Origin of the sequence: uncultured Mediterranea sp., from assembly GCF_902493215.1 — a bacterium.
Taxonomy (GTDB): domain Bacteria; phylum Bacteroidota; class Bacteroidia; order Bacteroidales; family Bacteroidaceae; genus Bacteroides.
This window is the reverse complement of record NZ_CABUOL010000014.1, coordinates 17,149-41,454: the sequence shown is the minus strand read 5'-3', so window position 1 is coordinate 41,454 and position 24,306 is coordinate 17,149. Positions and strand designations below refer to the sequence as shown.

Here is a 24,306-nt window from a genome sequence, read left to right as displayed (position 1 = left end):
CCTCTCATTACCATGTACGACGAATTTGACGAAATCCGCCCCTACCACGACGAGGAACTCCCCGAAGTGTACGAGGAACTGATAGCCGATCCGGCTTTCAGGCAGGTGGCCTCCGCGGCCTTTCCCGGTGTGCCTTTTGAGATGCTGGCCGCCAAAATGCGCAGTTGCAAGACGAAACTTGAGTTTCAGAAAGCCTTCGGATACACCATGCTGAAGCGCATCATGCAGGAGGCTTCGGACGGCGTGACGCTGGACAATGGCCTGGCCGACAAAGCCGGTGCCTATACCTATATATCCAACCACCGCGACATCATCCTCGACTCCGGCTTCCTGTCTGTACTGCTTGTGGACGAAGGCGGCGATACGGTGGAGATAGCCATTGGCGACAACCTCCTCATCTATCCCTGGATCAAGAAGCTGGTGCGTATCAACAAGTCGTTCATCGTACAACGCGGTCTGCCCATGCGGCAGATGCTCGAGTCGTCGGCACGCATGTCGCGCTATATGCATTACACCCTCTCGCAGAAGAAGCAGTCCGTCTGGATAGCCCAGCGCGAGGGACGTGCCAAGGACTCGGACGACCGTACGCAGGACAGTGTGCTCAAGATGCTGGCCATCGGTGGTGAGGGCGATGTGCTGGACCGTCTGATGGAGATGAACATCGCGCCGCTCTCCATATCCTACGAGTTCGACCCCTGCGACTTCCTCAAGGCGTGGGAGTTCCAGCTGAAGCGCGACCATCCCGACTACAAGAAGTCGACGGCCGACGACCTGAAGAACATGCAGACAGGCCTGCTCGGCTACAAGGGGCGTGTGCACTTCCACATAGCCCCCTGCATCAACACCGTCCTGGCGGATCTGGACCGCAAGATGCCCCGTCAGGAACTCTTCTCTACCGTTTCGGCCATCATCGATAGGGAGATACATCGCGGTTACCGTCTGTATCCGTGCAACTATGTGGCCGCCGACCTTCTGGCCGGTAGTGATACCTATGCCGGACATTATACGGCCGCCGACAGACAGAAGTTCGAGAGCTATCTGGCTGGGCAGCTGTCGCGCATTACGCTGGAAAATAAGGACGAAGCTTTCCTGCGTACCAAGATGCTCGAGATGTATGCCAATCCGCTGAAAAATCATCTGAAAGCGATGGAAGTATGAGGAAGGTGACGACGGGATATTGGTGTGGCTGTCTGTTGGGAGCGTTGTGTCTGCTGCTGGCAGCTTGCGGGGAAGACAACTATCATTATCCGTCTGTCAAGCTGGAATTTCTGACAGCTCGATCGGGGGCCGACGGAATGCTGGAGCGGGTGCTGACGGATGAGGGGGAGGAATATGCCGTGCTGGCCGATGACTCCCGTTCGCGTACCCGTCCCGACTCGCTGGTCCGTATTGTCAGCAATTACGAACGGATACGCTGCGAGGAAGGCGAGGGGGTACGTCTGTATGCCGTGGCGGCTGCCATCGCCCCGATACCTCTGCCGGCCGACAAGTTTCCCGATGGAGTAAAGACCGACCCGGTGGATGTGCTGAGCGTATGGATGGGCCGCAACTACCTGAACCTGATGCTTACCGTCAAGGCACAGCAGGGCAAGCATACATTCCACTATGTGGAAGACCGGGTGACGGTCGATGCCGACGCCCGCCGTTCGTCGGTAGAGCTGACGCTGTATCACGACGACGGAGGCGATACGCAGGCCTACAGCCAGCGTGCCTATTGTTCGATACCTTTGTTGCAGTATGCCGGCGAGGAAATTGATGTGGTAGATGTGAGCCTGCATGTGCATACTTATTCGGGTGAAATAAAGACATATACCTTTGAATACCGGCCTGTGTGACAGCCGGATCATTTTTAATTGAATATGATTATGAAAACATTGTTTGCATCATTTTGTCTGTTGTTTTCTTCCCTTTTTTCCTGCCAGCAGAAAGGAGAAGGCTTTGAATCCTTGTCTGTCAGTGACTTTGCCAATGTAATCAATGACCCGGAAGTGCAGCGACTGGACGTGCGTACGGTTGCCGAATATTCCGAAGGGCATATTCCCGGCAGCATGAATGTCAATGTGTTGGATGACTCTTTTGCAGCGGTTGCCGACTCGGTTCTGCAGTCTTCGCGCCCAGTGGCCCTCTATTGTCGCAGTGGCAAACGGAGTAAAAAGGCTGCCCGCATACTGGTTGGGAAAGGTTTCAAGGTCTATGAACTGAGCACCGGGTTCAACGGTTGGGTGGAAGCCGGAGGAAAGGTGGAAAAATAATGAAATGCGAATTATCATCACTCTTTATTAACTTTATACACTTTTGAACATGAGAAATTTATCAGTTTTCAGTTGGGGAAGCCTGGTTGTGGCGGGATTGTTCCTGACTTCCTGCGCGGGTAAGGCACCAGTGGTTGCCGATTATGAGGTAGTTCCCATTCCTGTGGAAATTGCGACTGCCCAGGATGCTCCTTTCGTCCTGAAGGACGGTACGACAGTTTATTATACGGCTGGCAATGAAAAGATGCGCCGGAATGCTGAGTTCCTGGCATCGTACGTCGAAAGCCAGACCGGTATCAAGTTGAACGTGAAAGAAGGCGGAGAAGGACAAGGAGGCATTCTTTTGCAATTGGGCCTGGAGAAAGAAAATCCGGAGGCCTATTCATTAGACGTGAAACAAGGTCAGGTCGTGATTTCCGCACCGACCGAGGCCGGTGTGTTCTATGGCATCCAGACATTGCGCAAGTCGATTGGCGTAGCCGAGGGCGGTAACATCGAACTGCCGGCTGTGCGCATTGCCGACGAACCTCGTTTCGGCTATCGTGGCATGATGTTGGACGTAAGCCGTCACTTCTTTTCTGTAGACGATGTGAAATGCTATATCGACATGCTGGCACTTCACAACATCAACCGTCTGCACTGGCATCTGTCTGACGACCAGGGCTGGCGAATTGAAATCAAGAAATATCCGAAACTGACAGAAATTGCTTCGCAGCGCAAGGAAACGGTTATCGGGCGCAATAGCGGCAAGTACGACGGAAAGCCTTACGGTGGTTTCTATACGCAGGAGCAGGCAAAGGAAATAATTGCCTATGCTGCCGAACGTTATATTACGGTGATACCCGAAATCGACCTGCCCGGACACATGCAGGCTGCTTTGACTGCTTATCCTGAACTGGGATGTACGGGTGGCCCGTATGAAGTATGGACGCAGTGGGGCGTTTCGGACAATGTGCTGTGTGCGGGCAACGACCAGACCATCCAGTTTGTGAAGGACGTACTGGCTGAAATCGTAGAAATATTCCCCTCCGAATACATTCATGTGGGAGGTGACGAATGTCCCAAGACGGTATGGGCAAAGTGTCCCAAGTGCCAGGCACGCATCAAGGCGTTGGGGCTGAAGAGCGACAGCAAGCATACCAAGGAAGAACGTTTGCAGAGTTTTGTCATTCATGAAGCCGAAGCTTTCCTTGGCTCGAAAGGCCGTAAGATGATTGGCTGGGACGAGACGCTGGAAGGCGGTCTGGCTCCGGGTGCCACTGTGATGTCCTGGCGTGGTGAAGGCGGAGGTATTGAAGCTGCCAAGCAGGGTCACGACGTGGTAATGACTCCCAATACGTACCTGTATTTCGATTACTATCAGTCGAAGGATACCGATACCGAGCCGCTGGCTATCGGAGGATATCTGCCTATGGAGCGTGTGTATAGTTACGAACCCATGCCCAAGGCTTTGTCGCCGGAAGAGCAGAAGTACATCATCGGTGTACAGGCTAACTTGTGGACAGAGTACATTCCCGACCTGAAACAGGCACAGTATATGGTATTGCCCCGTATGGCAGCCCTGTGCGAAGTGCAGTGGAGTTTGTCTGACAAGAAAGATTATGAATCGTTCCTGAAGCGTGTAAGCCGTCTGGTCGACATCTATCAGAAAAATGGCTGGAACTATGCGACACATATCTTTGATGTACGGCTCAATCTGACTCCCAATGCCGAAACCGGTACGCTCGATGTCACTGCCCGCACGATAGACAATGCCCCTGTTTACTATACATTGGATGGCAGTGAGCCTACCAGTGCTTCGCAGCAATATACGGAAGTGTTGAAGATTGACAAACCCTGTACGCTTCGTACGGTAGCCATCCGTCCTTCCGGAAAATCAAAGGTGACAATCGATGAAATCAGCTTCAGCAAATCGTCGATGAAACCGATTACCATGTTGCAGCCCATCAACAAGCAATACGAATTTACCGGTGCTACGGTATTGGTGGACGGTATGACGGGCAATAGAAATTATAAGACCGGCCGTTGGATTGCTTTCTACCGGAATGACATGGAAGCCGTTATCGACCTGAAGGAGCCGACGGATATCTCTTCGATGACTCTGCATACTTGTGTGGAGAAGGGTGACTGGATATTCGATGCCCGCGGCATTACGGTTTCGGTTTCGGATGATAACCAGACGTTCAAGGAAGTAGCTTCCGAGTCTTATCCCGCGATGAAGGCCGACGATCCCAACCAGATTTATATTCACAAGCTGGAATTTGATCCGGTAAAGACGCGTTACGTCAAGGTGAAGGCGCTTTCCGAGCGTGAAATTCCGTCTTGGCATGGTGGCAAGGGAAATCCGGGCTTCCTGTTTGTAGATGAAATTATTCTGGAATAAGATTTTGGAATAGTGTAAAAAAGTAAAAGAGGCAGAAATCCGAAAATTCTGCCTCTTTTACTTTTTATTTGAAGAAGCCGATTTACAGACTCTCCAACAGACACTTTAATACAACCGTTGCCGAAATTTCGCGATTGGCAGCTTCGGGGATAACGATGCTTTGCGGACTTTCGATGACGTCATCGGTCACAATCATGTTGCGACGTACAGGCAGGCAGTGCATGAAGTAGGCATTGTTGGTGACGGCCATCTGGCGGTCGCTTACCGTCCAGGCACGGTCTTTACTCAAAATCTGGCCATAATTGTCGCCGGTATAGGCTGCCCAGTTCTTGGCATAAACGAAGTCGGCACCTTCAAAGGCTTTCATCTGGTCGTATTCCACGCGGGCATTACCTACGAATTTCGGGTCGAGTTCGTAGCCTTCGGGGTGCGTGATGACGAATTCATAATCTGTGGCGTTCATCCATTCGGCGAATGAATTGGGGACAGCCTGTGGAAGAGGACGTGGATGGGGAGCCCAGCTCATTACGATTTTGGGGCGTTCTTTTTTCTTGTACTCTTCAATCGTGATGAGGTCGGCAAAGCTCTGGAGAGGGTGCCGTGTAGCGGCTTCCATCGAAAAGACGGGACGACCTGAATATTGGATAAACTGATTGAGGATGACCTCGTTATAGTCGTATTCCTTGTTTTCAAAACGAGCAAACGAACGTACGCCGATGATGTCGCAGTAGCAACCTATGACGGGAATGGCTTCCAGCAGATGTTCGGGCTTGTCGCCGTCCATAATGACCCCCCGTTCGGTTTCCAGTTTCCAGGCTCCTTGGTTGATGTCGAGCACGATGACATTCATTCCCAGATTCAGCGCGGCTTTCTGTGTACTCAGTCGCGTACGCAGACTGGAGTTGAAGAATATCATCATCAGTGTCTTGTTGCGGCCCAGTTCTACATATTTGAACCGGTCTTTTTTGATTTCGAATGCCTCGTCAAGTGCAGTTTTCAGGTTCCCGATATCCTGCACGCAGGTAAACTTTTTCATAACTTGTTTCATTTTGAAAATTAATGGGTAGCAAATTTACGTAAAAAAATCGTTTTTACAAGCCTGATTTTGCTATCTTTGCCGGATATTGTCCGAAGAAGCATTTGTTTATATTTTGTTTCTTTGGATGCTGGTATAATAAAAAAGAAGAAATGGTAGATGTATAGTCAAAGCAATTATATGGATGAGCGTTCGCTTCAACGTTTGGTTGAGGTGTATTCCAATGATTTGCTTTATTATGCACAGTATTTGGTCCACTCCAAAGAAGAGGCGGAAGAAATTGTGAGTGATGTCTTTTTTGAGGTTTGGCAGAACCGTGATAAATTTTCCAGTGTAAGGAATGAAAAGACTTGGTTGCTTACGGTCACTCACAATAAGGCCGTTTCGTTTTTACGGAAGAAAACATCTGAAATGGCTTCCGTTTCATGGGAGGAAATAGAAGACTATGGGGTGCCGGTTGATTTGCAGACGCCTGATACGCGCTTGATAAGTCAGGAGGAGATGACTCGTATCAATCGGATTATCGCCCAGTTGCCTCCGCGCTGCAGGCAGGTTTTTGTATTGGCCAAGATTGAACGGCTGCCTTATAAGGAAATTGCTGATTTTTTAGGTATTTCTGTAAAGACTATTAATATCCATATAGCCAAGGCTTTAGAGGCAATATCATCTGCTCTGAAAAAATAATTTGAATTTTAATTGAAAAAAAACGTAGATGGAATAGGAGATTCTTCGAAATATTGCGTCTACTTAGATATATTGCATTGTGATGAAAGACGACAAAAAGGAACATAATAATAGGTATGAAATGTTAGCGTCCCGTTTGGATGAACCGAGAAATATGCGGAGAGGGGATTGGACTGACGTGGACGAAGAGGATGAAAAACTGCTGTTCGTATGGGATGAATGTCGTCCTTCGGATGCCGGTTCGGGGAGAGTCTGGGAAAAGACCCTTCAAAAGATCAGGCAGGCGGAGAACCATAAGTCTGTTGAACGCAAACGACGTCTTTGGCCGGTGTGGAGTGCAGCAGCTTCAGTTGCCATATTGATTGGAGCGGCCTTCTTCTATTTGGGAGGGGAAAATACAGGAGTGGATGAACGGGCTAAAATGGAGCAAATCTTATTGGCGGATACGGATGAAGTTCAAGAGGTAACCTTGGTCGTTTCGGAAGAAGAAAAGATTGAGTTGGCCAATAATTCGAAAGTTGCTTATAATGTAGCGGGGCAGGTTAGTGTCAATTCTACGAAATTGGCAGAAACTGGCGAGAATAAAAAAGAAACTGAAGAACCGGCTTCAGGGAATGAACCGGAATACAATCAGTTGATTGTGCCGAAAGGCAGGCGTTCTATGGTGATTTTGGCAGACAATAGCCGTATGTGGGTTAATTCTGGCACTAAGGTGATTTATCCCCGTTCCTTTAAAGGGGATAGGAGAGAAATCTTTGTAGAAGGTGAAGTCTATTTGCAGGTGACTCATGATGAAACCAAACCGTTTATAGTCAACACTTCAACCCTCGATGTAGAGGTGCTTGGAACTTCTTTTAATGTGTCGGCTTATAAGGGAGATGCACATGCTTCGGTCGTGCTGGTCGAAGGTTCGGTAGATGTGAAGGATGTGGCCGACAGGCATGTCAGAATGCAGCCTAACGAACGGGTACAGTTGGATGATGCCGGAGTTATGCAGAAGGAAGTGGTCAATGCGTCAGATTATATCCATTGGGTGGATGGAATTTGGGTGTTGAACGGAAAACCGCTTAAAGAGGTATTGGCTTATTTGAGTGAGTATTACGGAAAGCCGCTGGCTTGTGATCCGGCAATAGAGAATGAATTGTTTTATGGAAAATTGTTTTTGAATGAAGAATTAGATAAAGTATTGGAATCAATCAGACAGACATTGCCTGAAGAAATGGCTTCATTGTTGCATGGAGTGGAAAAATAACTGTAGATTGAGTTCAATACCATTGATAATAACATTAACTATATTTTTAATGTAAATGAATAGTAACAACCTGGACCATTAGAAAAAAAGTCGGACAATACTCGCAATATTGCCCGACTGAAAGTGATTTTAATTTTCCCATTTTTAGTAACCAAAATCAGTACGAAAGTATGAAAAAGAAAGCATCTTTTCGTAGGATGAAGGGATATTTTTTATCTCTTTATCTATTAATTAGTGTTTTTTTAGTAACAGAAGGAGGCTTGTTTCCCCTTCATGCCGCTGTTGGCGGAAGTAATGTACAAGCAGTGCAGACCACTTTAACGGTAAAAGAGCTGTTCAGCTATATTGAGAAGAACAGTAATCTGGTTATCCTGTATTCTAAGGGAATGTTGTCTGAACTGGATAAAAAAGTATCTGTCAATACCAATGGTAAGGCTATTGAAGAGATTTTGAAGGAAGTGGCTGATGCGGCCAATCTGGAGTATAAAATCAGTGACCGTCAGGTTACTGTTATGAAGAAAGCTCCTGCCGTACAGCAACAAGGTAGTACCATTAAGGTGACAGGCCAGATATTCGATGAGAATGGTGAAACCGTGCCTGGCGCGAATATTACAGTCAAGGGAAATACTTCCATTGGTACGGTGACTGACCTTGATGGTAATTTTACATTGAATGTGCCGAAAGGAACTACGTTAGTAGTATCTTTTATTGGCTATGCCGATCAGGAAGTCGTTGTAAATGGTACAGACAAAGTGACCGTCAAATTGTCTCCGGATGCAGAAGCTTTGGACGAAGTGGTTGTTGTCGGTTATGGTATGCAGCGCAAGAGCTCCATTACTGGTTCTATTTCTTCTATCAAGGCCGAAAAGCTGAAAGATGTCACGACACCGAGTGTTGCCAACATGTTGCAAGGTAAGGTTGCCGGTGCGGTAGTTGCTCCAACTTCCGGTCGTCCGGGTGATGGTGTCAGTATCCGTGTCCGTGGTATCGGTTCTATCCGCGGTAATGTAGAACCGTTGTGGGTGATTGATGGTGTGGTAGGCGCTTCTTCTGCAGATCTGAACCCCAATGATATCGAAACAATTTCTATCTTGAAAGACGGTTCGGCTACAGCTCTTTATGGTTCTCGTGGTGCCAACGGTGTAATCCAGGTGACAACCAAACGTGCTACTACCGGTACTTCACAGATTGATTTGTCTGCCAAGTTTGGTGTGTCACAGTTGCAGAAAGGTAATCTGGAAATGATGTCGGGTGCTGAATATTATGATTATGTGTATACCGCCTATAAGAATGCAGGTACCTTGGAGGCGCAGACTTGGTTGCAGCCTTATCTGCGTGAACGTAATTTCGATTGGTGGGATTTGGCTACCCAAAATGCGTTGACACAGAACTATAACATCGGTTACCGATACGGAAACGACAAAATCAAGTCTTATGTGTCCGGTGACTACTATACGGAAGAAGGTACCATCAAGGGATTCGACTATGACCGCTTTACTTTCCGCTCAAACACCGATTATATTGTAAACGACCGCTTGACGCTGAAGGCAAAGATTGCTGCAAGCTATAAAGAAACTTTCAATCAGGAACATTCTCTGGCATATACCAGTTACACACCGTGGGATACCCCTTGGGATTCTCAGGGAAATCTAAAGGACGGTAGCCAGGGAACTCCGAAAGGAGATGCTGCTTTGACGGCCAATCCGGATGATTATTGGTACTCTGACGGTGGTTCCAACTATTTGTATGACCGTCATCTCAATTGGGGTAAGAGCCGTAACAATGGTATAGATTTGGGTGTTGGTTTCGATTTCAAGATCATCGAAGGATTGACGTTTGAGTCAAACAACCGCATCGGTTTCAATAACAGTTATTCCAGTTCATACGTAGATCCGGACAGCCGTTCGGGAGCGGGTACCAATGGCTCTTATTATGATGGTGAATCTAACACTCGTTCCATTTATACCAGCCAGTTATTGCGTTTCCTGAAGACTTTTGGTGAAAAGCATGAAATCAATGCTTACTTGGGTTACGATTATGATGAGTATCGTTATTGGGACCTTAGCGCAACTGCCTATAAGATTTTCAAAGGTGCAGAAATCATCAATGCGGGTGCTGACGACCCTACAGCCAGTGGTACCAAATCTGAATCGAAGAATGCAGCTATATATCTGAACGTTAACTATTCGTTTGACAGTAAGTATCTGATTCAGGGTATGATTCGTCGTGACGGTTCTTCGAAATTCGGTAGCGGTAAGCGTTGGGCCACTTTCTGGTCGGTAGGTGCAGGTTGGAACATGCACAAGGAAGATTTTATCAGTGAATTGGGTTGGATTAATGAATTGAAACCCCGTGTCTCTTACGGTATCAGCGGTAACCAGCCAGGTGGCGCTTATGAATGGGCCACAGTATATAGCTATACGTCGCAATATGCCAACGAAATAGCATTCTTGTCCAACTATCAGGGAAATCCCGATTTGTCATGGGAAGAAACGGCTAACTTTGATGCCGGTGTGGACATTCGTCTGTTTGATCGTGTAAACATCACATTCGATTATTATTTGAAGAAGGTAAAGAATCTGATTTATCTGCGCCATTTGCCTGCTGTAACTGGTTTCAACCGCCAGACAGCCAATAACGGTAAAATGGAGAACTCGGGTGTCGAACTGACTGTTACGCCTGAAATAATCCGTACGAAGGATTGGTATTGGGATATCAGCTTCAATATGGGGTATAACCGTAACGAAGTGACTTATATGCCCGATGGAGACGACCTGACGATGCAGGCTGTAGCTGTAGGCTATCCATATATGAACTGGTACATGCAGGAATGGGCCGGTGTGGATACAATGACTGGTAAACCTCTGTGGTATAAAGTCGATGAAGCAACCGGTGAAAAAACTGTAACAAGTAATTATAACGAGGCAACACGTGTGTTGCTTGATGCTTCCCCTACACCTAAGATTAACGGTGCTTTAGGGACTAATCTGACGTGGAAAGGTCTGTCATTGAATGCGAACTTTACGTTCAGTGCCGGTGCCAAGATTTACAACGGTATGCGTGCCGGTGCCCTCGACCGTGACGGTGAACGTCCTTCACAGCCGGCCATGAAGTTGGCAGACGGATGGAGCCGTTGGGAGAAGCCAGGTGATATTGCTACACATCCTCAACTGATTGCCGGTGGTAACAATGATGCGGCCAATACTTCTACCCGTTATCTGGAAAGCGGTGATTATTTCAAGTTGAAATCTTTATCGATTTCTTACAGCTTCCCCAAGAAATGGTTGGAGCCGATGAAGATAAAAGGTGCAAATCTTAGTGTAGGCGGTGAAAACCTGTTTACGATTACAAAATTCTCAGGCCAGGATCCGGAAATTCTGCTCTCTTCAAGCTATAACGGTAATGCCGGAAGTTATGGTTATCCTACTGTAAGACGATTTACCGTAGGTCTGAGTGTTAATTTCTAAATAATGATAACCCATAAAGAACAAACTATGAAACTAAAATATGTATTAGGAACCATGACTGCATTGTCTGTTTTGTCAGGATGTAGTTTGGACGTAAATATGTACGATGGTGTGACAGGAGAAGACATCACAGCACGTAACATGGTTGAACTGGCTCAAGGTAGCTACAGCATGTTGAAGTATGATGGCGGATTGATAGATTACGGATACTATTTCTGGGCTTACGGTGCCGATGATTTGTCTTGGGGAGGTACATCTACCGATACAAAATATGCATTGTATGATTATAGCCGCAATATTGCCAGCTCCATTACTGAATATGCTTGGGAGTTGGGATATCGTACCATCGGTAACTGTAATTTAGTTATTGAGATGGGTAAGGAATTGGGAGAAAATCGGACTGCCGAAGAAACAGTTTTAATGGGTGAGAATTATTACCTGCGCGCATTGTCCTATTTCTTGCTGGTCAATGAATTTGCACAGCCCTATTCCAATAATCCAACTCAAAATCCAGGTCTCCCGTTGAAGTTGAACAGCGATCCGAATGATTTGCCTAAAAGCCGTTCGACGGTAGCTGAAGTTTATGATCAGGTTGTAAATGACTTGAAGGATGCCATTACTTATTTGACATTGCCGGAAGGAATGTCTCCGAAAAACAGTTGTTATGCAACTAAAGAAGCAGCTCAGGCATTGCTTGCCAGAGTGTATCTCTATATGGAGAATTGGGACGGTGCATGGGAAATGGCAAATAATGTAATTAATTCGGGGCGTTTTGAACTGTTGCCGGCAGAAAAATATGCCGTTTATTCCCAATATGTTCCGGAAGAAAATTCAGAGACCATTTTTGCTGTTCGCCGTACTAAACTGAAAGATGATGGCGGATATGGAAAAATGGGCGGCTTGTACATTCGTGTTGACCAAAGTGGTTGGGAGGAGATGTACGCTTCTTCCCGCTATCTTGAACTATTGGAACTGTATTTGGACGATAAGGGTTACCCCAAAGATTTGCGCAGCAGTTTTATAACCAAGCGCTATGTGGAGGATGGAACCAATACGGATATTTATCCTATTACAGGTAATCCTGAACGGAATTATAAGGATTGGACATTTGTTTATACAGCCAAACAGGCTGGTGCGAATGCCAATTATGAATATCGCCAGATTTCCATCACAAAGCAAGCTGATGGCACCTATGCAATGAGTGCTGCAGATGCGCAGTCTTTCAAAAGCGCAACTATTCAGTCCGAACCTTATAATTTAGGTACCCGCTATTATGTAGTGGCTTCGGATGGTACAAAATACATTGGACGTATCGAGCCTCGTGTATACGATGCCAAGACACTGCGTCAGAAAGAAGCTATGTTCTTGGTTTATGCCATTAACAAATGTTCTTATCAGGAACAGTATTATCATCTCTGGTCGCCCATTATCTCCCGTTTGGCCGAAATGTACCTGATACGTGCAGAGGCTAATCTGGAGAAGGGTGGTGATACGAAAGCAACATTGGATGATGTAAATGTGCTTCGTGAAAGAGCCGGTATTCCCGAATGGACATTGGAAAATATCAAGACTGCTGAAAACGGTCAGCCGAAAGATGTTCATAAGATTATCGAGGAAGAGCGTATGTTGGAATTTGCATGGGAAGGTCTTCGTCGTTTCGATGTCTTCCGCTGGCGTCAGACAATGGACAGAAAATATCCGGGTGGCCATACGTTGAAGCAGGGTGACCGTTATCTGGAGATACCTTACAACTCTCCTTCGGTGTGCGAATTCATACCGCAAGCTCAGTACGATGCTTATCCTTATAAGCTGGAGCAGAACCCTTGATCTTTAAAATAAATTAAAGCCATAATATCTTCTACCTTTTTAAAATCTAAGTATCTTTGCAGAGGATGTCCGATTACATTCAGACATCCTCTTTTTATAACTAAAAAACTGAATCTAAAGATCATGAATGAACTGAAGGTGCTGTTCTTATTGTTGGGATTATGGTTGTCGTCTGCGGTTTTTGCGCAAGAAACTAAAATTTATGATGTGGCTGATTTCGGCTTGAGAGCCGGTAGTAAAAAAAATGTTTCGGCTGTATGGCCTAAAATCCTGAAGAAAATCAAGGCTGAATGTGGAGATGCCGATAGCATTGTTGTGCGTTTTCAGGCAGGAACTTATCATTTTTATGAAAAGGGTTCGTCTGTGAGGGAATATTATATATCCAATCATGATCAGGATAATCCGAAGAAGGTAGGGATCGCTTTGGAAGGAATGAAACATCTGACGCTGGATGGAGGAGGAGCCTCGTTTGTTTTTCATGGAAGGATGTTGCCGATATCGTTGCTTCATTCAGAGATGTGTACTTTAAAAGATTTCAGCATCGACTTTACCAATCCGCATATTGCTCAGGTGGAAATAGTAGAGAACGACTCTCAGCGTGGAATCGCTTTTCGTCCGGCATCGTGGGTAAACTATCGCATCACTAAAGATAGTGTGTTTGAAGCCTATGGTGAGGGTTGGACGGTGAGACATGGTTGGGGAATGGCTTTCGAGAAAACGACCAAACGGATTGTATACAATGCCGGTGACCGGGGATGTAATACCAAAGGAGTCTTTCAGAGAAAAGACGGATGTATACAGGCCCCTTTCTGGAAAGATGATAAGCTGGTGCCGGGTACCGTGTTTGTGATGCGTGGAGCAGGGCGTCCTACACCGGGTATTTTTCTGTCTCATAATGTGAATACACGTTTGGAGAATATTCGTGTGCATTATGCGGAAGGTATGGGCTTGTTGGCACAGCTTTGCGAGAATATTACGTTGGAGAAATTTAATGTTTGTCTGAAAGGAAGTGATGATCCCCGTTATTTTACGACACAGGCGGATGCTACTCATTTCTCGGGTTGTAAAGGTAAAATAGTATCATGTAACGGTCTTTACGAGGGAATGATGGACGATGCCATCAATGTACATGGCACTTACCTGAAGGTCATTAAGAAAGTGGATGACCGTACGCTTGTAGGGCGATATATGCATGGCCAGTCGTGGGGCTTCGAATGGGGACGCCCTGGTGATGACGTACAATTTATCCGTTCGCGCACCATGGAGCTGGTAGGTGATACGAACCGAATTGCTTCTATCCGTCCTTACGATCGGGAAACGACTGAAGGCGCCCGTGAATTTTTGATAACTTTTGAGAAACCCTTTGAGCGGACAATCGGTATAGAAGGTAGTTTTGGAATCGAAAATCTGACTTGGGCACCTGAAGTGTTATTCTCAGGAAACCTGATTCGCAATAACCGGGCTCGTGGAGCATTGTTCAGTACGCCTCGTCCCACTGTGGTTGAGAATAATACGTTTGACCATACTTCGGGAACCGCAATATTGTTGTGCGGCGATTGTAACGGTTGGTTTGAAACAGGAGCCTGCCGCAACGTCGTGATTCGTAACAATCGTTTCATCAATGCTTTGACCAGTTTGTATCAGTTTACCAATGCCGTGATATCCATTTATCCCGAAATACCTGACCTTGAGAATCAGCAGAGCTATTTCCATGGCGGAAAGAATGGAGGCATTGTGATAGAGAACAATACGTTTGATACATTTGATGCTCCGATTCTTTATGCGAAATCGGTGGATGGACTTGTTTTTCGGAACAATGTTATCCGAACCAATCAGGAGTATCCTCCTTTTCATTTTAATAAGAACCGTTTCCGGCTGGAACGGGTAACCAATGTATCAATTGAAGAATAAGAACCGATAAATACTTCTAACTAACTTAATTTATAAACAAGTATGAGAAACTTTTTTGGCAATCCGGAAAAATGGAAAGTAATGCCTTTTGCCTTGGCTTTGCTTTTGCCTTCTCCCCAGTGGACAGCACAGGCTGGATGTGGGGTGAAAAGTAGTCTCGAGATTACGCAACCTGCGGTTCGGGTGGTAGGAATCAACCGCCTTAACCCGACAACGGTGGAAGTCCTTTTCTCGGACAACCAGCGTATGACGCTCGATTTCTATGGAAAAAACGTGTTCAGAATGTTTCAGGACAACGGAGGAGGCATCCTTCGTGATCCGAAAGCGGAGCCTGAAGCTAAGATTCTGGTGAATTCGCCGCGCAAATCTGTTACAGAGTTGGTGCTGGGGGATGAAAATGGAGCTGTGTCAGTATCGACCTCCAAGATAAAGGTCGTATTGGACAAGGCTACATCTTTGATGAAAGTTGTCAACCTTGAGACAGGAGCAGTTGTCATGGAAGAAACGGCGCCGGTCCTGTTTGACAAGAATGAAGTGACCTTGAAATTGAAGGAAGCTCCGGACGAATATTTTTATGGTGGTGGCGTTCAGAATGGACGTTTCTCACATAAAGGACGTAAGATAGCTATTGAGAACCAAAACAGCTGGACTGATGGTGGAGTGGCATCGCCCAACCCGTTCTATTGGTCGACCAAAGGTTACGGTATCATGTGGTATACGTTCAAGAAAGGAGCTTACGACTTCGGCCGTGAAGAAGCCGGAGTGGTAAAGTTGTCACACGAAACAGATTACCTGGACCTGTTTGTGATGGTCAATGACGGTGCCGTTGCTCTGCTCAATGACTTTTACCAGCTGACGGGTAATCCGGTTCTGCTGCCTAAATTCGGTTTCTATCAGGGGCACCTGAATGCCTACAACCGTGACTATTGGAAGGAGGATGAAAATGGTATCCTCTTCGAAGATGGCAAACGTTATAAAGAAAGCCAGAAAGACAATGGTGGTGTCAAGGAGTCGTTGAACGGCGAGAAGAACAATTATCAGTTTTCGGCACGGGCTGTGATAGACCGTTACAAGAGCCATGATATGCCCTTTGGCTGGTTGTTACCCAACGATGGTTATGGTGCTGGCTATGGACAGACGGGCACGCTGGACGGTAATGTACAGAATCTGAAAGACCTGACGACCTATGCCCACAAGAATGGTGTGGAAATCGGTTTGTGGACCCAGTCGGACCTGCATCCCAAGGCAGGTGTAGAGCCTCTGCTCCAGCGCGACATCGTGAAGGAAGTGCGTGACGCCGGTGTACGTGTGTTGAAGACCGACGTGGCCTGGGTAGGTGCGGGTTATTCATTCGGATTGAACGGTATTACGGATGTGGCTCAGATTATGACCTATTATGGCAACAATGCCCGTCCGTTTATCATCAGTTTGGACGGTTGGGCCGGTACACAACGCTATGCCGGCATCTGGTCGGGCGACCAGACAGGTGGTAACTGGGAATATATCCGTTTCCATATTCCTACCTATATCGGTTCGGGGCTGTCGGGTAATCCCAATATTACGTCGGATATGGACGGTATCTTCGGTGGTAAGAATCTGGTAGTGAATACCCGCGATTTCCAGTGGAAGGCCTTCACGCCCATGCAGTTGAATATGGATGGCTGGGGCTCCAATGAAAAGTATCCGCATGCGTTGGGCGAACCTGCCACGTCCATCAACCGCTGGTATCTGAAGCTGAAGTCGGAGATCATGCCATACGCCTATAGCATAGCCCATGAGGCAATCGACGGGCTTCCGATGATACGTGCCATGTTCCTGGAATATCCCAATACCTATACGTTGGGCAAGTCTACCCAATATCAGTATCTGTATGGTCCCTACTTCCTGGTGGCTCCCATTTATCAGGCTACCAAGGCCGATGGGGAGGGCAACGATGTGCGCAACGGCATTTATTTGCCCGAAGGTGAGTGGGTAGACTACTTTACCGGTGATGTTTATCAGGGAGGATGTATCATCAACAATTTTGCGGCTCCGCTCTGGAAGTTGCCCGTATTCGTTAAGAAAGGTGCTATCATTCCGATGGTCAATCCGAACAACAATGTACACGAGATCAATCCGAACCTGCGTATCTATGAACTGTATCCTTATGGACATAGTGAATTTACAGAATACGACGACGATGGCGTGACCGAGCAGTATCGTGCCGGCCGTTCGGCAACAACCCTTATCCAGTCGGATGTCAATGCCAAGGGCGACCTGACGGTGACGGTTCAGCCGACTCAGGGCGATTTCGAAGGTTTTGTACGTGAGAAGGCTACCGAATTCCGTATCAATGTGACCGAAAAGCCGAAGAAAGTATCGGTTGTTGTGGGTAAACGGAAAGTGAAACTGACAGAGGCTGCCTCGCTGGATGCTTTCAATCAGGGTGAAAACGTATATTACTACAATGAAGCGCCGAATTTGAACCAGTTTGCTACGCCAGGTACTGAATTTGCCAAGAAGGTTATCACCAAGAATCCGCAATTGCTGGTGAAAGTGGGGGCTTCCGACATTACTGCCGTACAGACGGTCCTGACGGTGAAGGGATTTGTGTTTGCACCGGCCGACAAGTATCGGGTAACATCGGGTACATTGGCCGCTCCGAAGGTTCAGATTACTGATGCCGATACCGAAGCCTATACCTTGAAGCCTACATGGAACAAGGTCGAGAATGCCGATTTCTATGAAATAGAGTTCAACGGCATGCTCTATTCGACCATCAAAGATACGGAACTGTTGTTCGAAGACCTGAAAGCCGAAACCAATTACTCGTTCAAGGTGCGTGCCGTCAATAAGGATGGTGTGTCCGACTGGGCCACTTGCAGTGCTACAACCAAGCAGAATCCGTTGGAATTTGCCATCACAGGTCTTGTGGGTGAGACGTCGGTACCCAACCAGGGAGGCTCTATCCGTCGTCTGTTCGACTTCGAAGAAGGCGAGCTGTGGCATACGAAGTACAATGCGAAGGCTGTACCGTTCGACCTGATTATCGACCTGCGCTCCATCAATCAGATTGAGAAACTTCACTATCTGCCTCGCGAGAATGCCGGTAACGGTACGTTGCTGAAGGGTACCATTTCGTATAGTATGGACAAGGAGAACTGGACGGAAGCCGGTGCCTTCGAATGGAAGCGCGATAATGAGACGAAGATATTCACCTTTGGTGAGAAGCCTACTGTACGCTACATCAAGATGAGTGTTGCCGAGGCAGTAGGTGACTATGGTTCGGGCCGTGAAATCTATGTGTTCAAGGTACCTGGTACAGAAAGTTACCTGCCGGGCGATATCAACAACGACAAGAAGATCGATGAGAACGACCTGACTTCATATACCAATTATACAGGTCTGCGTCGGGGTGACTCCGACTTCGAAGGCTACATCAGCCGTGGCGACCTGAATGGCAACGGGCTGATTGACGCATACGACATTTCGGCCGTAGCTACCCGTCTGGAAGATGGTGCGGACGATCGGAAGTCAGAGCCTGTAGAAGGTGCCATCAGCCTGACTACGGCAAAACGGTCTTATGTCAAGGGCGAAACGGTGGAAATCCGTGTGAAAGGCACTGCTTTGAAATCGGTAAATGCCCTGAGCTTTGCATTGCCTTACAATCCGTCCGACTATGAATTTGTCGGAATAGAACCCGTCGGCATGAAGGAAATGCACAACATGACCAACGACCGTCTGCACACCAACGGTGAGAAGGCGCTTTATCCGACCTTTGTCAACTTGGGCAACCGAGAGACGCTGGAAGGTGATGTAGACCTGTTTGTCATCAAGCTGAAAGCCAACCGAAATGTGAAGTTTGACTTGCAGGCTAAGGACGGTTTCCTGGTAAATAAGCGGATGGAAGTTATAAAGTTCTGAAAAAGAAAGGCATCTTCTTGTTTCATCGGCAAGTAATGCCTACCTTTGCAAACTGTAAATAAAGGAAGGGAGTATGCCAAAGTCGTGGCATGCTCTTTTCCTCCCGGAAAAGGAAACAATTTTTATTCTTTAACTTTAAAATAAAAACCATTTATGAAAAAAATTGGAACATTCGTGTTGGCCATGTGCCTTGTTGTGTTGGGTGCATGCTCTACACAGACAGCCTCTACCGTTCAGACGAACGACAAAGGTACCCAGTGGGAGTGGAAGAACGGAACTATCGTTGTGAAGACTCCCGAACGTCCTGCCGGACAGAAGAGTGTATTGGGACTGACAACTCCGAAAATGGACGTTGTTCGCGTCGGATTTGTAGGTTTGGGTATGCGTGGCCCGGGTGCCGTAGCCCGTTTCACTTACATTCCCGGTACTCAGATTGTTGCTCTTTGCGACTATGAGCAGAAGCGTGCCGAGGCCTGCCAGCAGATTTTGAAGAAAGCTTCTCTGCCGAAAGCTGCCATCTATTCAGGTGCCAAAGGTTATGAAGAGCTGTGCAAGCGCGATGACATCGACTTGGTTTACATCGCTGCCGACTGGTTGCATCACTTCCCCATTGCCAAGTGTGCTTTGGAGAACGGCAAGAACGTAGCCATCGAAGTTCCTTCGGCTATGAACCTGAAAGAATGCTGGGAACTGATTGAATTGAGCGAAAAGAACCGCAAGCACTGTATGATTCTGGAGAACTGCTGCTATGACTGGTTCGAAATGAATACTCTGAACATGGCTCAGAACGGTGTGTTCGGTGAAGTGATCCGTGCACAGGGAGCCTATATCCACAACTTGAGCGAGTTCTGGGATTACTATTGGAAGAACGGCGAAGGCGACAAGCTGGGCTGGCGTTTGGATTACAACATGCGTCATCGTGGCGACGTTTATGCTACTCACGGCCTTGGCCCCGTAGCACAAGCTCTCAATATCCACCGCGGCGACCGCATGACAACACTGGTTGCTATGGATACCAAGTCGGTTATCGGTAAGGCACTGGTTGAGGAAAGAGCAGATTCTACTTGCAACAACTTCCGTAACGGTGACCACACTACAACGCTGATTCGCACGGCCAACGGTAAGGTTATCGAAATCCAGCACAACGTAATGACTCCGCAGCCCTACAACCGTCTGTATCAGCTGACGGGTACCAAAGGCTTTGCCAACAAGTATCCGGTAGAAGGTTATGCTCTCGATGCTGCTCAGATGAGTGCTTCTGGCGTACAGCCCAAGGTAGACGACCTGAGTGCACACGGATTTATGTCTGACGCCGACATGAAGGCATTGGTTGAGAAATATCAGCACCCCATCCTGAAGAAATATGGCGAAATGGCCAAAGAAGTAGGTGGTCACGGTGGTATGGACTTCATCATGGACAGCCGTCTGGTATACTGCCTGCAGAATGGTCTTCCTTTGGATATGGACGTATATGACCTGGCTGAATGGTGCTGTCTGGCCGAGCTGGGCGAATTGTCTATGGACAACGGTTGCGCTCCTGTAGAATTCCCCGACTTTACTCGTGGCGAATGGAATGTAGTGAAAGGCTTCAAGCACGCTTATGCAAGCCCCGAAGAAGAAGCTGCTACAATGGAGAAAGCCAAGGCTTTCACTGCCAAGCTGAAAGAGCAGGGTGCCAAGGAATGGGCAGAAGCTGAGAAAAAATAAAATGAACGTTCTTTTCTGAACGTTTGGGGAAACAACTCCCTTTTGAGGAATGGGAATGTGCCGAAACCGCTTGATGCGGAGGTACATTCCCATTTTTTTCTTTGTTTGAACTGTTATGTTCGTCTTTTTCCATATATTTGCTTTTGCAAAATCTTAAAAGAATCTGATATGAAGAAAGCATTGTTATTGTTCTGTTGTCTGCTGGGAGGTATGGTTGTACAGGCTCAGGAACCTTTGATTGAGCCCGAAGAAGGTCGTACGTTGCTCGAACGTTTTACCAAAGGAGGGAAATCCATCACATCCAGCAGCATGAACCTGCAGTTTTATACATCGGCGGCTGCCAATTTTGTGGACGGCTCGTTGGACGAGGCAGCTTTCAAGATTAATGGTGTACGCCTGGAGCTCTTGGGCGACTTCGGTAAGAACTTTTCCTACCACTTCCGCCAGTCGTTCAATAAATACAGCAATCCGCGTTCGGTAGACAACCTGTCTTCATCGGTAGAATGTGCGTCTGTCGGTTGGAAAATGAACCCCCGTTTTGCTCTGACGGTGGGCAAGCAAGCCATTCAGCTGGGCGGCTATGAGTATTGGGTGAACTCCATCCGTGTGCGTGAATTCAGTGATTTCAACAATTATATCGATTGTTATCAGGCGGGAGTAAACGGTTGCATCATCCTGAAGCCCGACCAGCACCTCAATGTACAGGTCGTGAACAATGCGGCCGGCAAGGGGGAGGAGGCTTTTCTGTATGGGACGCCCGAAGGAGTGGAGAAGGTGAAGGTACCCGTACTCTCCACCCTGAACTGGGACGGCTATTTTTTTGACCGCGGGCTGAACCTGCGCTACTCCGTTTCGTGGGGCGAACTGGCCCGCAAACGCGACATCCTTTACCTGACAGCCGGCAATGTATGGGAGAAAGGCCCGATTGTGGCTTACGTCGACCTGATGTATTCGCGCGAAGGTATCGATACGAAAGGGCTGGTCAGCGAGTTGTCGGCCACCCTTCCCGAGGGAGGGGTGACAGCCCAACATGTGCAGTACTTCACCACCATTGTCAACTTCGACTATCGGATACACAAGCATTGGAATGTGTATGCCAAGGGAGCCTACGAGCTGGGCGGTGTCTACAAGGCCAACGGCCCGTACGAGGAAGGCCTCTATCGTCGCACATGGAACACACAGCTCTGTGCGGAATATTTCCCGATGGACAATAGTGAGCTGAAGATTTACCTGCACCTGCTTTACAAAAAGTATGGCTTGACGTCGCGTGCGCGGGCATTGGGTGCTGATGACTCTTCCTCGCAACGCATTTCGTTGGGTCTTGTCTATACCATCCCCGTCTTTTAAGGTTTCCGTACCTGCCCGTTTCCTTCGACAATCCACTTGTAGGTAGTAATTTCTTCCAGTGCCATGGGGCCACGGGCATGCAGCTTCTGGGTACTGATGCCTATCTCCGCACCCATACCGAACTGGCCTCCGTCGGTGAACGAGGTCGGGGCGTTGACGTAGACGCAGGCGGCATCCACGTCGCGGCAGAAGCGGGCGGCGGTAGCGGTGTCTTCCGTCACGATGCACTCGCTATGGCGGGAGCTGTATCGGCGGATGTGGGCCAATGCCTCGTCCAGTCCTTCTACGGTTTTGACAGCCATTTTATAGTCCAGAAACTCGCGTCCGAAGTCTTCTTCCGCGGCCGGGCGAAGCCATTCGTTGGGGTAGTGCCCTTGCAGGGCGGCGTAGGCAGGAGCATCGGCATAGAGGGTCACTTCCTTTTCGGCCAGAGGGGCACAGAGTTGCGGCAGGTCGGACAGACGTCGGCGGTCGATGAGCAGGCAGTCGAGGGCATTGCAGACGCTGACGCGGCGGGTCTTGGCGTTGAGTACGATGGCCATGCCTTTGCTCAGGTCACCGTTGCGGTCGAAGTAGGTGTGGCAGATACCTGCGCCTGTCTCGATAACGGGCACAGTAGCCTCGCGGCGGACGAAGTCTATCAGCCGGCTTCCTCCGCGGGGGATGATGAGGTCCACGTACTTTTCGGCATGCATCAGTTCGGTGGCGGCTTCGTGAGTGGCGGGCAGCAGCTCCACACAACGGGTGTCGATGCCCAGGCGCGACAGAACCCGATGGATGGTGCGCACCAGGGCGCGGTTGGACTGGTCGGCATCACTTCCGCCCTTCAGCAGGCAGGCATTGCCGCTCTTCAGACAAAGGGCGAAGACATCGAGCGTCACGTTGGGGCGTGCTTCGTAGATGATGCCGATGACGCCAAAGGGGAAGCTCTTCTTTTGCAGGCGGAGGCCGTTGGGCAGGATCGATTCCTTGAGTATGCGTCCCAGCGGCGAGGGGAGGGTGGCCACGTGGCGGATGCCGTCGGCAATGTCTTTCAGACGGGCTTCGGTCAGCTTCAGCCGGTCGTACTTGGGGTCGGACGGGCTCATGCGCGCCAAGTCTTTGCGGTTCTCTTCCAACAGCAAGGGTGTGTCTTCCTCGACCGCATCGGCCACGGCCAACAGGGCACGGTTTATTTCCTCATCGCTCAGGGCCAGCAGGTGGAGGCTGGCGGCACGGGCGGCTACGAAGGTTTCCTCCAATGAGGGAGAGGAGGGGCTGGGGGCATTGTCTCCGGCTGGTTTGGTTGAGGGAAGGAAGTGGGTGCAGGGTGTCTCTTCGGGGCGCTCCATCAGGTCGGTCAGGATGTCGTTGCGCTTACCGTTGGCGATGTACACGTCGATGCCTTGTGCTGCTATCTGGCGAGCGATGCGTGTCTTGGTGTGCATTCCGCCGCGCCCCAGGCTCGACTTGCCGCTCTGGATGTAGTCGTCCAGACGGTCGTCGGGACGTATTTCGCGCAGGATGTGGGCCGTAGGATCGGTAGGTGCGCCGTTGTAGAGGCCGTCGATGTTGCTCAGGATGATGAGGGCCTGAACATCCATCATGGTAGCTATCTGGCCGGAGAGTTCGTCGTTGTCGGTGAACATCAGCTCGCTGAGCGAGATGGTGTCGTTCTCGTTGACGATGGGGATGACGCCGTTTTCCAGCATCACCTTCATGCAGTTCTGTTGCGTCACGTAGTGGCTGTGCGAGGCAAAGTTCTCCTTGACCGTGAGCACCTGCCCCACGGGGATGCCATGTTCGCGGAAGAGCTCGAAGTAGCGGTTGATGAGCTTGGCCTGTCCTACGGCAGAGAACAGTTGGCGCTGGTCTACCTCATCCAGCGTGCCGGTCGGGCAGATTTCGCTCTTGCCCGAGGCTACGGCACCCGAGGATACGAGGATAACTTCGATGCCGCTCTTGTGGAGGGCGGCTATCTGGTCGGCGAGGGCCGACATGCGTGTGATGTCGAGCGTACCGTCGGCACGCGTCAGTACGTTGCTGCCCACTTTGACAGCAATCCGTTTGTATGGTTGTCTCATATTTGTGGCGGGGATTGGGAGGGCAGGCTATTCGGGGTTCTTCTCTCTGTCGCGCTCGCGCAGCACCTCCATGGCACTTTCGTAATCGGCTTCATTCACCAGTACGGCTACATCGATGGCCGTTTCGGGCAAGGCCACGTTGACGGCCACTCCGTCTTTGGTGACGGCTTTCACTCCGTTGGCCTCCATCAGGCCTTTGATCAACTCGGCTTCCCACAGGGAACCTTTGAACACTTCGACGAGTTTGGTTTTGTCTTCAGCTTTCATGACTTTCTGATTTTGAAGGTTTGGTCCTACAAAAATAACAAATTCCTGCATTCGTTGCTTCTTGTGTTACGATTATTTGTTCGGAAAGCTGCTTTTGCGCCGATTTTTCAGCTATGGCGGGGCGATGCGGAGGGGCATGTCGTGGAAGAAAGCATTGTTTTCCCTGGCGGAAAGCATTGTTTTCTCTCGTGAAAAACATTGCTTGTT

General features: G+C 48.6%; 15 protein-coding genes and 1 pseudogene. 12 read left to right on the top strand and 4 right to left on the bottom strand.

Features of this window, described 5'->3' with window-relative positions:
* Positions 1 to 12: 12 nt before the first annotated feature.
* The 4 genes from RDO88_RS09485 to RDO88_RS09470 are packed head-to-tail and all read left to right on the top strand — an operon-like array spanning position 13 to position 4,635.
* On the top strand, positions 13 to 1,158 hold the full coding sequence (locus tag RDO88_RS09485) for an acyltransferase (RefSeq protein ID WP_307759134.1): 1,146 nt from the start codon (positions 13 to 15) through the stop codon (positions 1,156 to 1,158).
* On the top strand, positions 1,155 to 1,835 hold the full coding sequence (locus RDO88_RS09480; protein WP_307759133.1) for a NigD-like C-terminal domain-containing protein: 681 nt from the start codon (positions 1,155 to 1,157) through the stop codon (positions 1,833 to 1,835). The genes RDO88_RS09485 and RDO88_RS09480 overlap by 4 nt, the downstream gene beginning before the upstream one ends.
* Positions 1,836 to 1,865: 30 nt before the next feature.
* Positions 1,866 to 2,252 carry a rhodanese-like domain-containing protein gene (locus tag RDO88_RS09475; RefSeq protein ID WP_307759132.1) on the top strand — a complete coding sequence of 129 codons (387 nt, stop codon included), beginning with the start codon at positions 1,866 to 1,868 and terminating at the stop codon, positions 2,250 to 2,252.
* Between the two features lie 49 nt (positions 2,253 to 2,301).
* Positions 2,302 to 4,635, top strand: coding sequence for a family 20 glycosylhydrolase (locus RDO88_RS09470; RefSeq protein WP_307759131.1), 2,334 nt, complete (start codon positions 2,302 to 2,304; stop codon positions 4,633 to 4,635).
* 82 nt (positions 4,636 to 4,717) lie between these two features.
* Here the strand turns inward: RDO88_RS09470 and RDO88_RS09465 are convergent, their stop codons facing one another.
* Positions 4,718 to 5,671, bottom strand: a complete 954-nt coding sequence (locus RDO88_RS09465) for an acetylornithine carbamoyltransferase (RefSeq protein WP_307759130.1) — start codon at positions 5,669 to 5,671, stop codon at positions 4,718 to 4,720.
* Positions 5,672 to 5,830: 159 nt separating this feature from the next.
* On the opposite strand from RDO88_RS09465, the gene RDO88_RS09460 reads away from it, so the two are divergent.
* From RDO88_RS09460 to RDO88_RS09425, 8 genes are all read left to right on the top strand, one after another.
* Positions 5,831 to 6,355 carry an RNA polymerase sigma-70 factor gene (locus tag RDO88_RS09460; protein ID WP_307759129.1) on the top strand — a complete coding sequence of 175 codons (525 nt, stop codon included), beginning with the start codon at positions 5,831 to 5,833 and terminating at the stop codon, positions 6,353 to 6,355.
* Between the two features lie 82 nt (positions 6,356 to 6,437).
* Positions 6,438 to 7,607 carry a FecR domain-containing protein gene (locus tag RDO88_RS09455; protein WP_307759128.1) on the top strand — a complete coding sequence of 390 codons (1,170 nt, stop codon included), beginning with the start codon at positions 6,438 to 6,440 and terminating at the stop codon, positions 7,605 to 7,607.
* Positions 7,608 to 7,912: 305 nt separating this feature from the next.
* Complete coding sequence (locus RDO88_RS09450) at positions 7,913 to 11,074, top strand: SusC/RagA family TonB-linked outer membrane protein (RefSeq protein WP_307759127.1); 3,162 nt, start codon at positions 7,913 to 7,915, stop codon at positions 11,072 to 11,074.
* A gap of 27 nt (positions 11,075 to 11,101) precedes the next feature.
* Positions 11,102 to 12,901, top strand: a complete 1,800-nt coding sequence (locus RDO88_RS09445) for a RagB/SusD family nutrient uptake outer membrane protein (RefSeq protein ID WP_307759126.1) — start codon at positions 11,102 to 11,104, stop codon at positions 12,899 to 12,901.
* A gap of 123 nt (positions 12,902 to 13,024) precedes the next feature.
* On the top strand, positions 13,025 to 14,812 hold the full coding sequence (locus tag RDO88_RS09440; RefSeq protein WP_307759125.1) for a right-handed parallel beta-helix repeat-containing protein: 1,788 nt from the start codon (positions 13,025 to 13,027) through the stop codon (positions 14,810 to 14,812).
* A gap of 42 nt (positions 14,813 to 14,854) precedes the next feature.
* Positions 14,855 to 18,715 carry a TIM-barrel domain-containing protein gene (locus RDO88_RS09435; RefSeq protein WP_307759124.1) on the top strand — a complete coding sequence of 1,287 codons (3,861 nt, stop codon included), beginning with the start codon at positions 14,855 to 14,857 and terminating at the stop codon, positions 18,713 to 18,715.
* 153 nt (positions 18,716 to 18,868) lie between these two features.
* A complete protein-coding gene (locus tag RDO88_RS09430) occupies positions 18,869 to 20,422 on the top strand; it encodes a Gfo/Idh/MocA family oxidoreductase (RefSeq protein WP_307759123.1) in 1,554 nt (517 codons plus the stop codon).
* Positions 20,423 to 20,590: 168 nt separating this feature from the next.
* Positions 20,591 to 21,769: a porin gene (locus RDO88_RS09425; protein ID WP_307759122.1), complete on the top strand. Its 1,179-nt coding sequence runs from the start codon at positions 20,591 to 20,593 to the stop codon at positions 21,767 to 21,769.
* Here the strand turns inward: RDO88_RS09425 and RDO88_RS09420 are convergent.
* From RDO88_RS09420 to RDO88_RS09410, 3 genes and pseudogenes are all read right to left on the bottom strand, one after another.
* On the bottom strand, positions 21,766 to 23,010 hold the full coding sequence (locus tag RDO88_RS09420) for a glutamate-5-semialdehyde dehydrogenase (protein ID WP_307759164.1): 1,245 nt from the start codon (positions 23,008 to 23,010) through the stop codon (positions 21,766 to 21,768). The genes RDO88_RS09425 and RDO88_RS09420 overlap by 4 nt on opposite strands.
* A gap of 54 nt (positions 23,011 to 23,064) precedes the next feature.
* Positions 23,065 to 23,832, bottom strand: a pseudogene (gene proB / locus RDO88_RS09415) (glutamate 5-kinase); the annotation flags it as partial.
* A 27-nt stretch (positions 23,833 to 23,859) separates the two neighbouring features.
* Positions 23,860 to 24,099, bottom strand: coding sequence for a DUF2007-related protein (locus tag RDO88_RS09410; protein WP_307759121.1), 240 nt, complete (start codon positions 24,097 to 24,099; stop codon positions 23,860 to 23,862).
* Positions 24,100 to 24,306 lie beyond the last annotated feature (207 nt).

Excerpts from the sequence above, each read along its gene's own strand:
- RDO88_RS09485 (WP_307759134.1), top strand. The coding sequence starts at position 13 with ATGTACGACGAATTTGACGAAATCCGCCCCTACCACGACGAGGAACTC.
- RDO88_RS09480 (WP_307759133.1), top strand. The coding sequence starts at position 1,155 with ATGAGGAAGGTGACGACGGGATATTGGTGTGGCTGTCTGTTGGGAGCG.
- RDO88_RS09475 (WP_307759132.1), top strand. The coding sequence starts at position 1,866 with ATGAAAACATTGTTTGCATCATTTTGTCTGTTGTTTTCTTCCCTTTTT.
- RDO88_RS09470 (WP_307759131.1), top strand. The coding sequence starts at position 2,302 with ATGAGAAATTTATCAGTTTTCAGTTGGGGAAGCCTGGTTGTGGCGGGA.
- RDO88_RS09465 (WP_307759130.1), bottom strand. The coding sequence starts at position 5,671 with ATGAAAAAGTTTACCTGCGTGCAGGATATCGGGAACCTGAAAACTGCA.
- RDO88_RS09460 (WP_307759129.1), top strand. The coding sequence starts at position 5,831 with ATGTATAGTCAAAGCAATTATATGGATGAGCGTTCGCTTCAACGTTTG.
- RDO88_RS09455 (WP_307759128.1), top strand. The coding sequence starts at position 6,438 with ATGAAAGACGACAAAAAGGAACATAATAATAGGTATGAAATGTTAGCG.
- RDO88_RS09445 (WP_307759126.1), top strand. The coding sequence starts at position 11,102 with ATGAAACTAAAATATGTATTAGGAACCATGACTGCATTGTCTGTTTTG.
- RDO88_RS09440 (WP_307759125.1), top strand. The coding sequence starts at position 13,025 with ATGAATGAACTGAAGGTGCTGTTCTTATTGTTGGGATTATGGTTGTCG.
- RDO88_RS09435 (WP_307759124.1), top strand. The coding sequence starts at position 14,855 with ATGAGAAACTTTTTTGGCAATCCGGAAAAATGGAAAGTAATGCCTTTT.
- RDO88_RS09430 (WP_307759123.1), top strand. The coding sequence starts at position 18,869 with ATGAAAAAAATTGGAACATTCGTGTTGGCCATGTGCCTTGTTGTGTTG.
- RDO88_RS09425 (WP_307759122.1), top strand. The coding sequence starts at position 20,591 with ATGAAGAAAGCATTGTTATTGTTCTGTTGTCTGCTGGGAGGTATGGTT.
- RDO88_RS09410 (WP_307759121.1), bottom strand. The coding sequence starts at position 24,099 with ATGAAAGCTGAAGACAAAACCAAACTCGTCGAAGTGTTCAAAGGTTCC.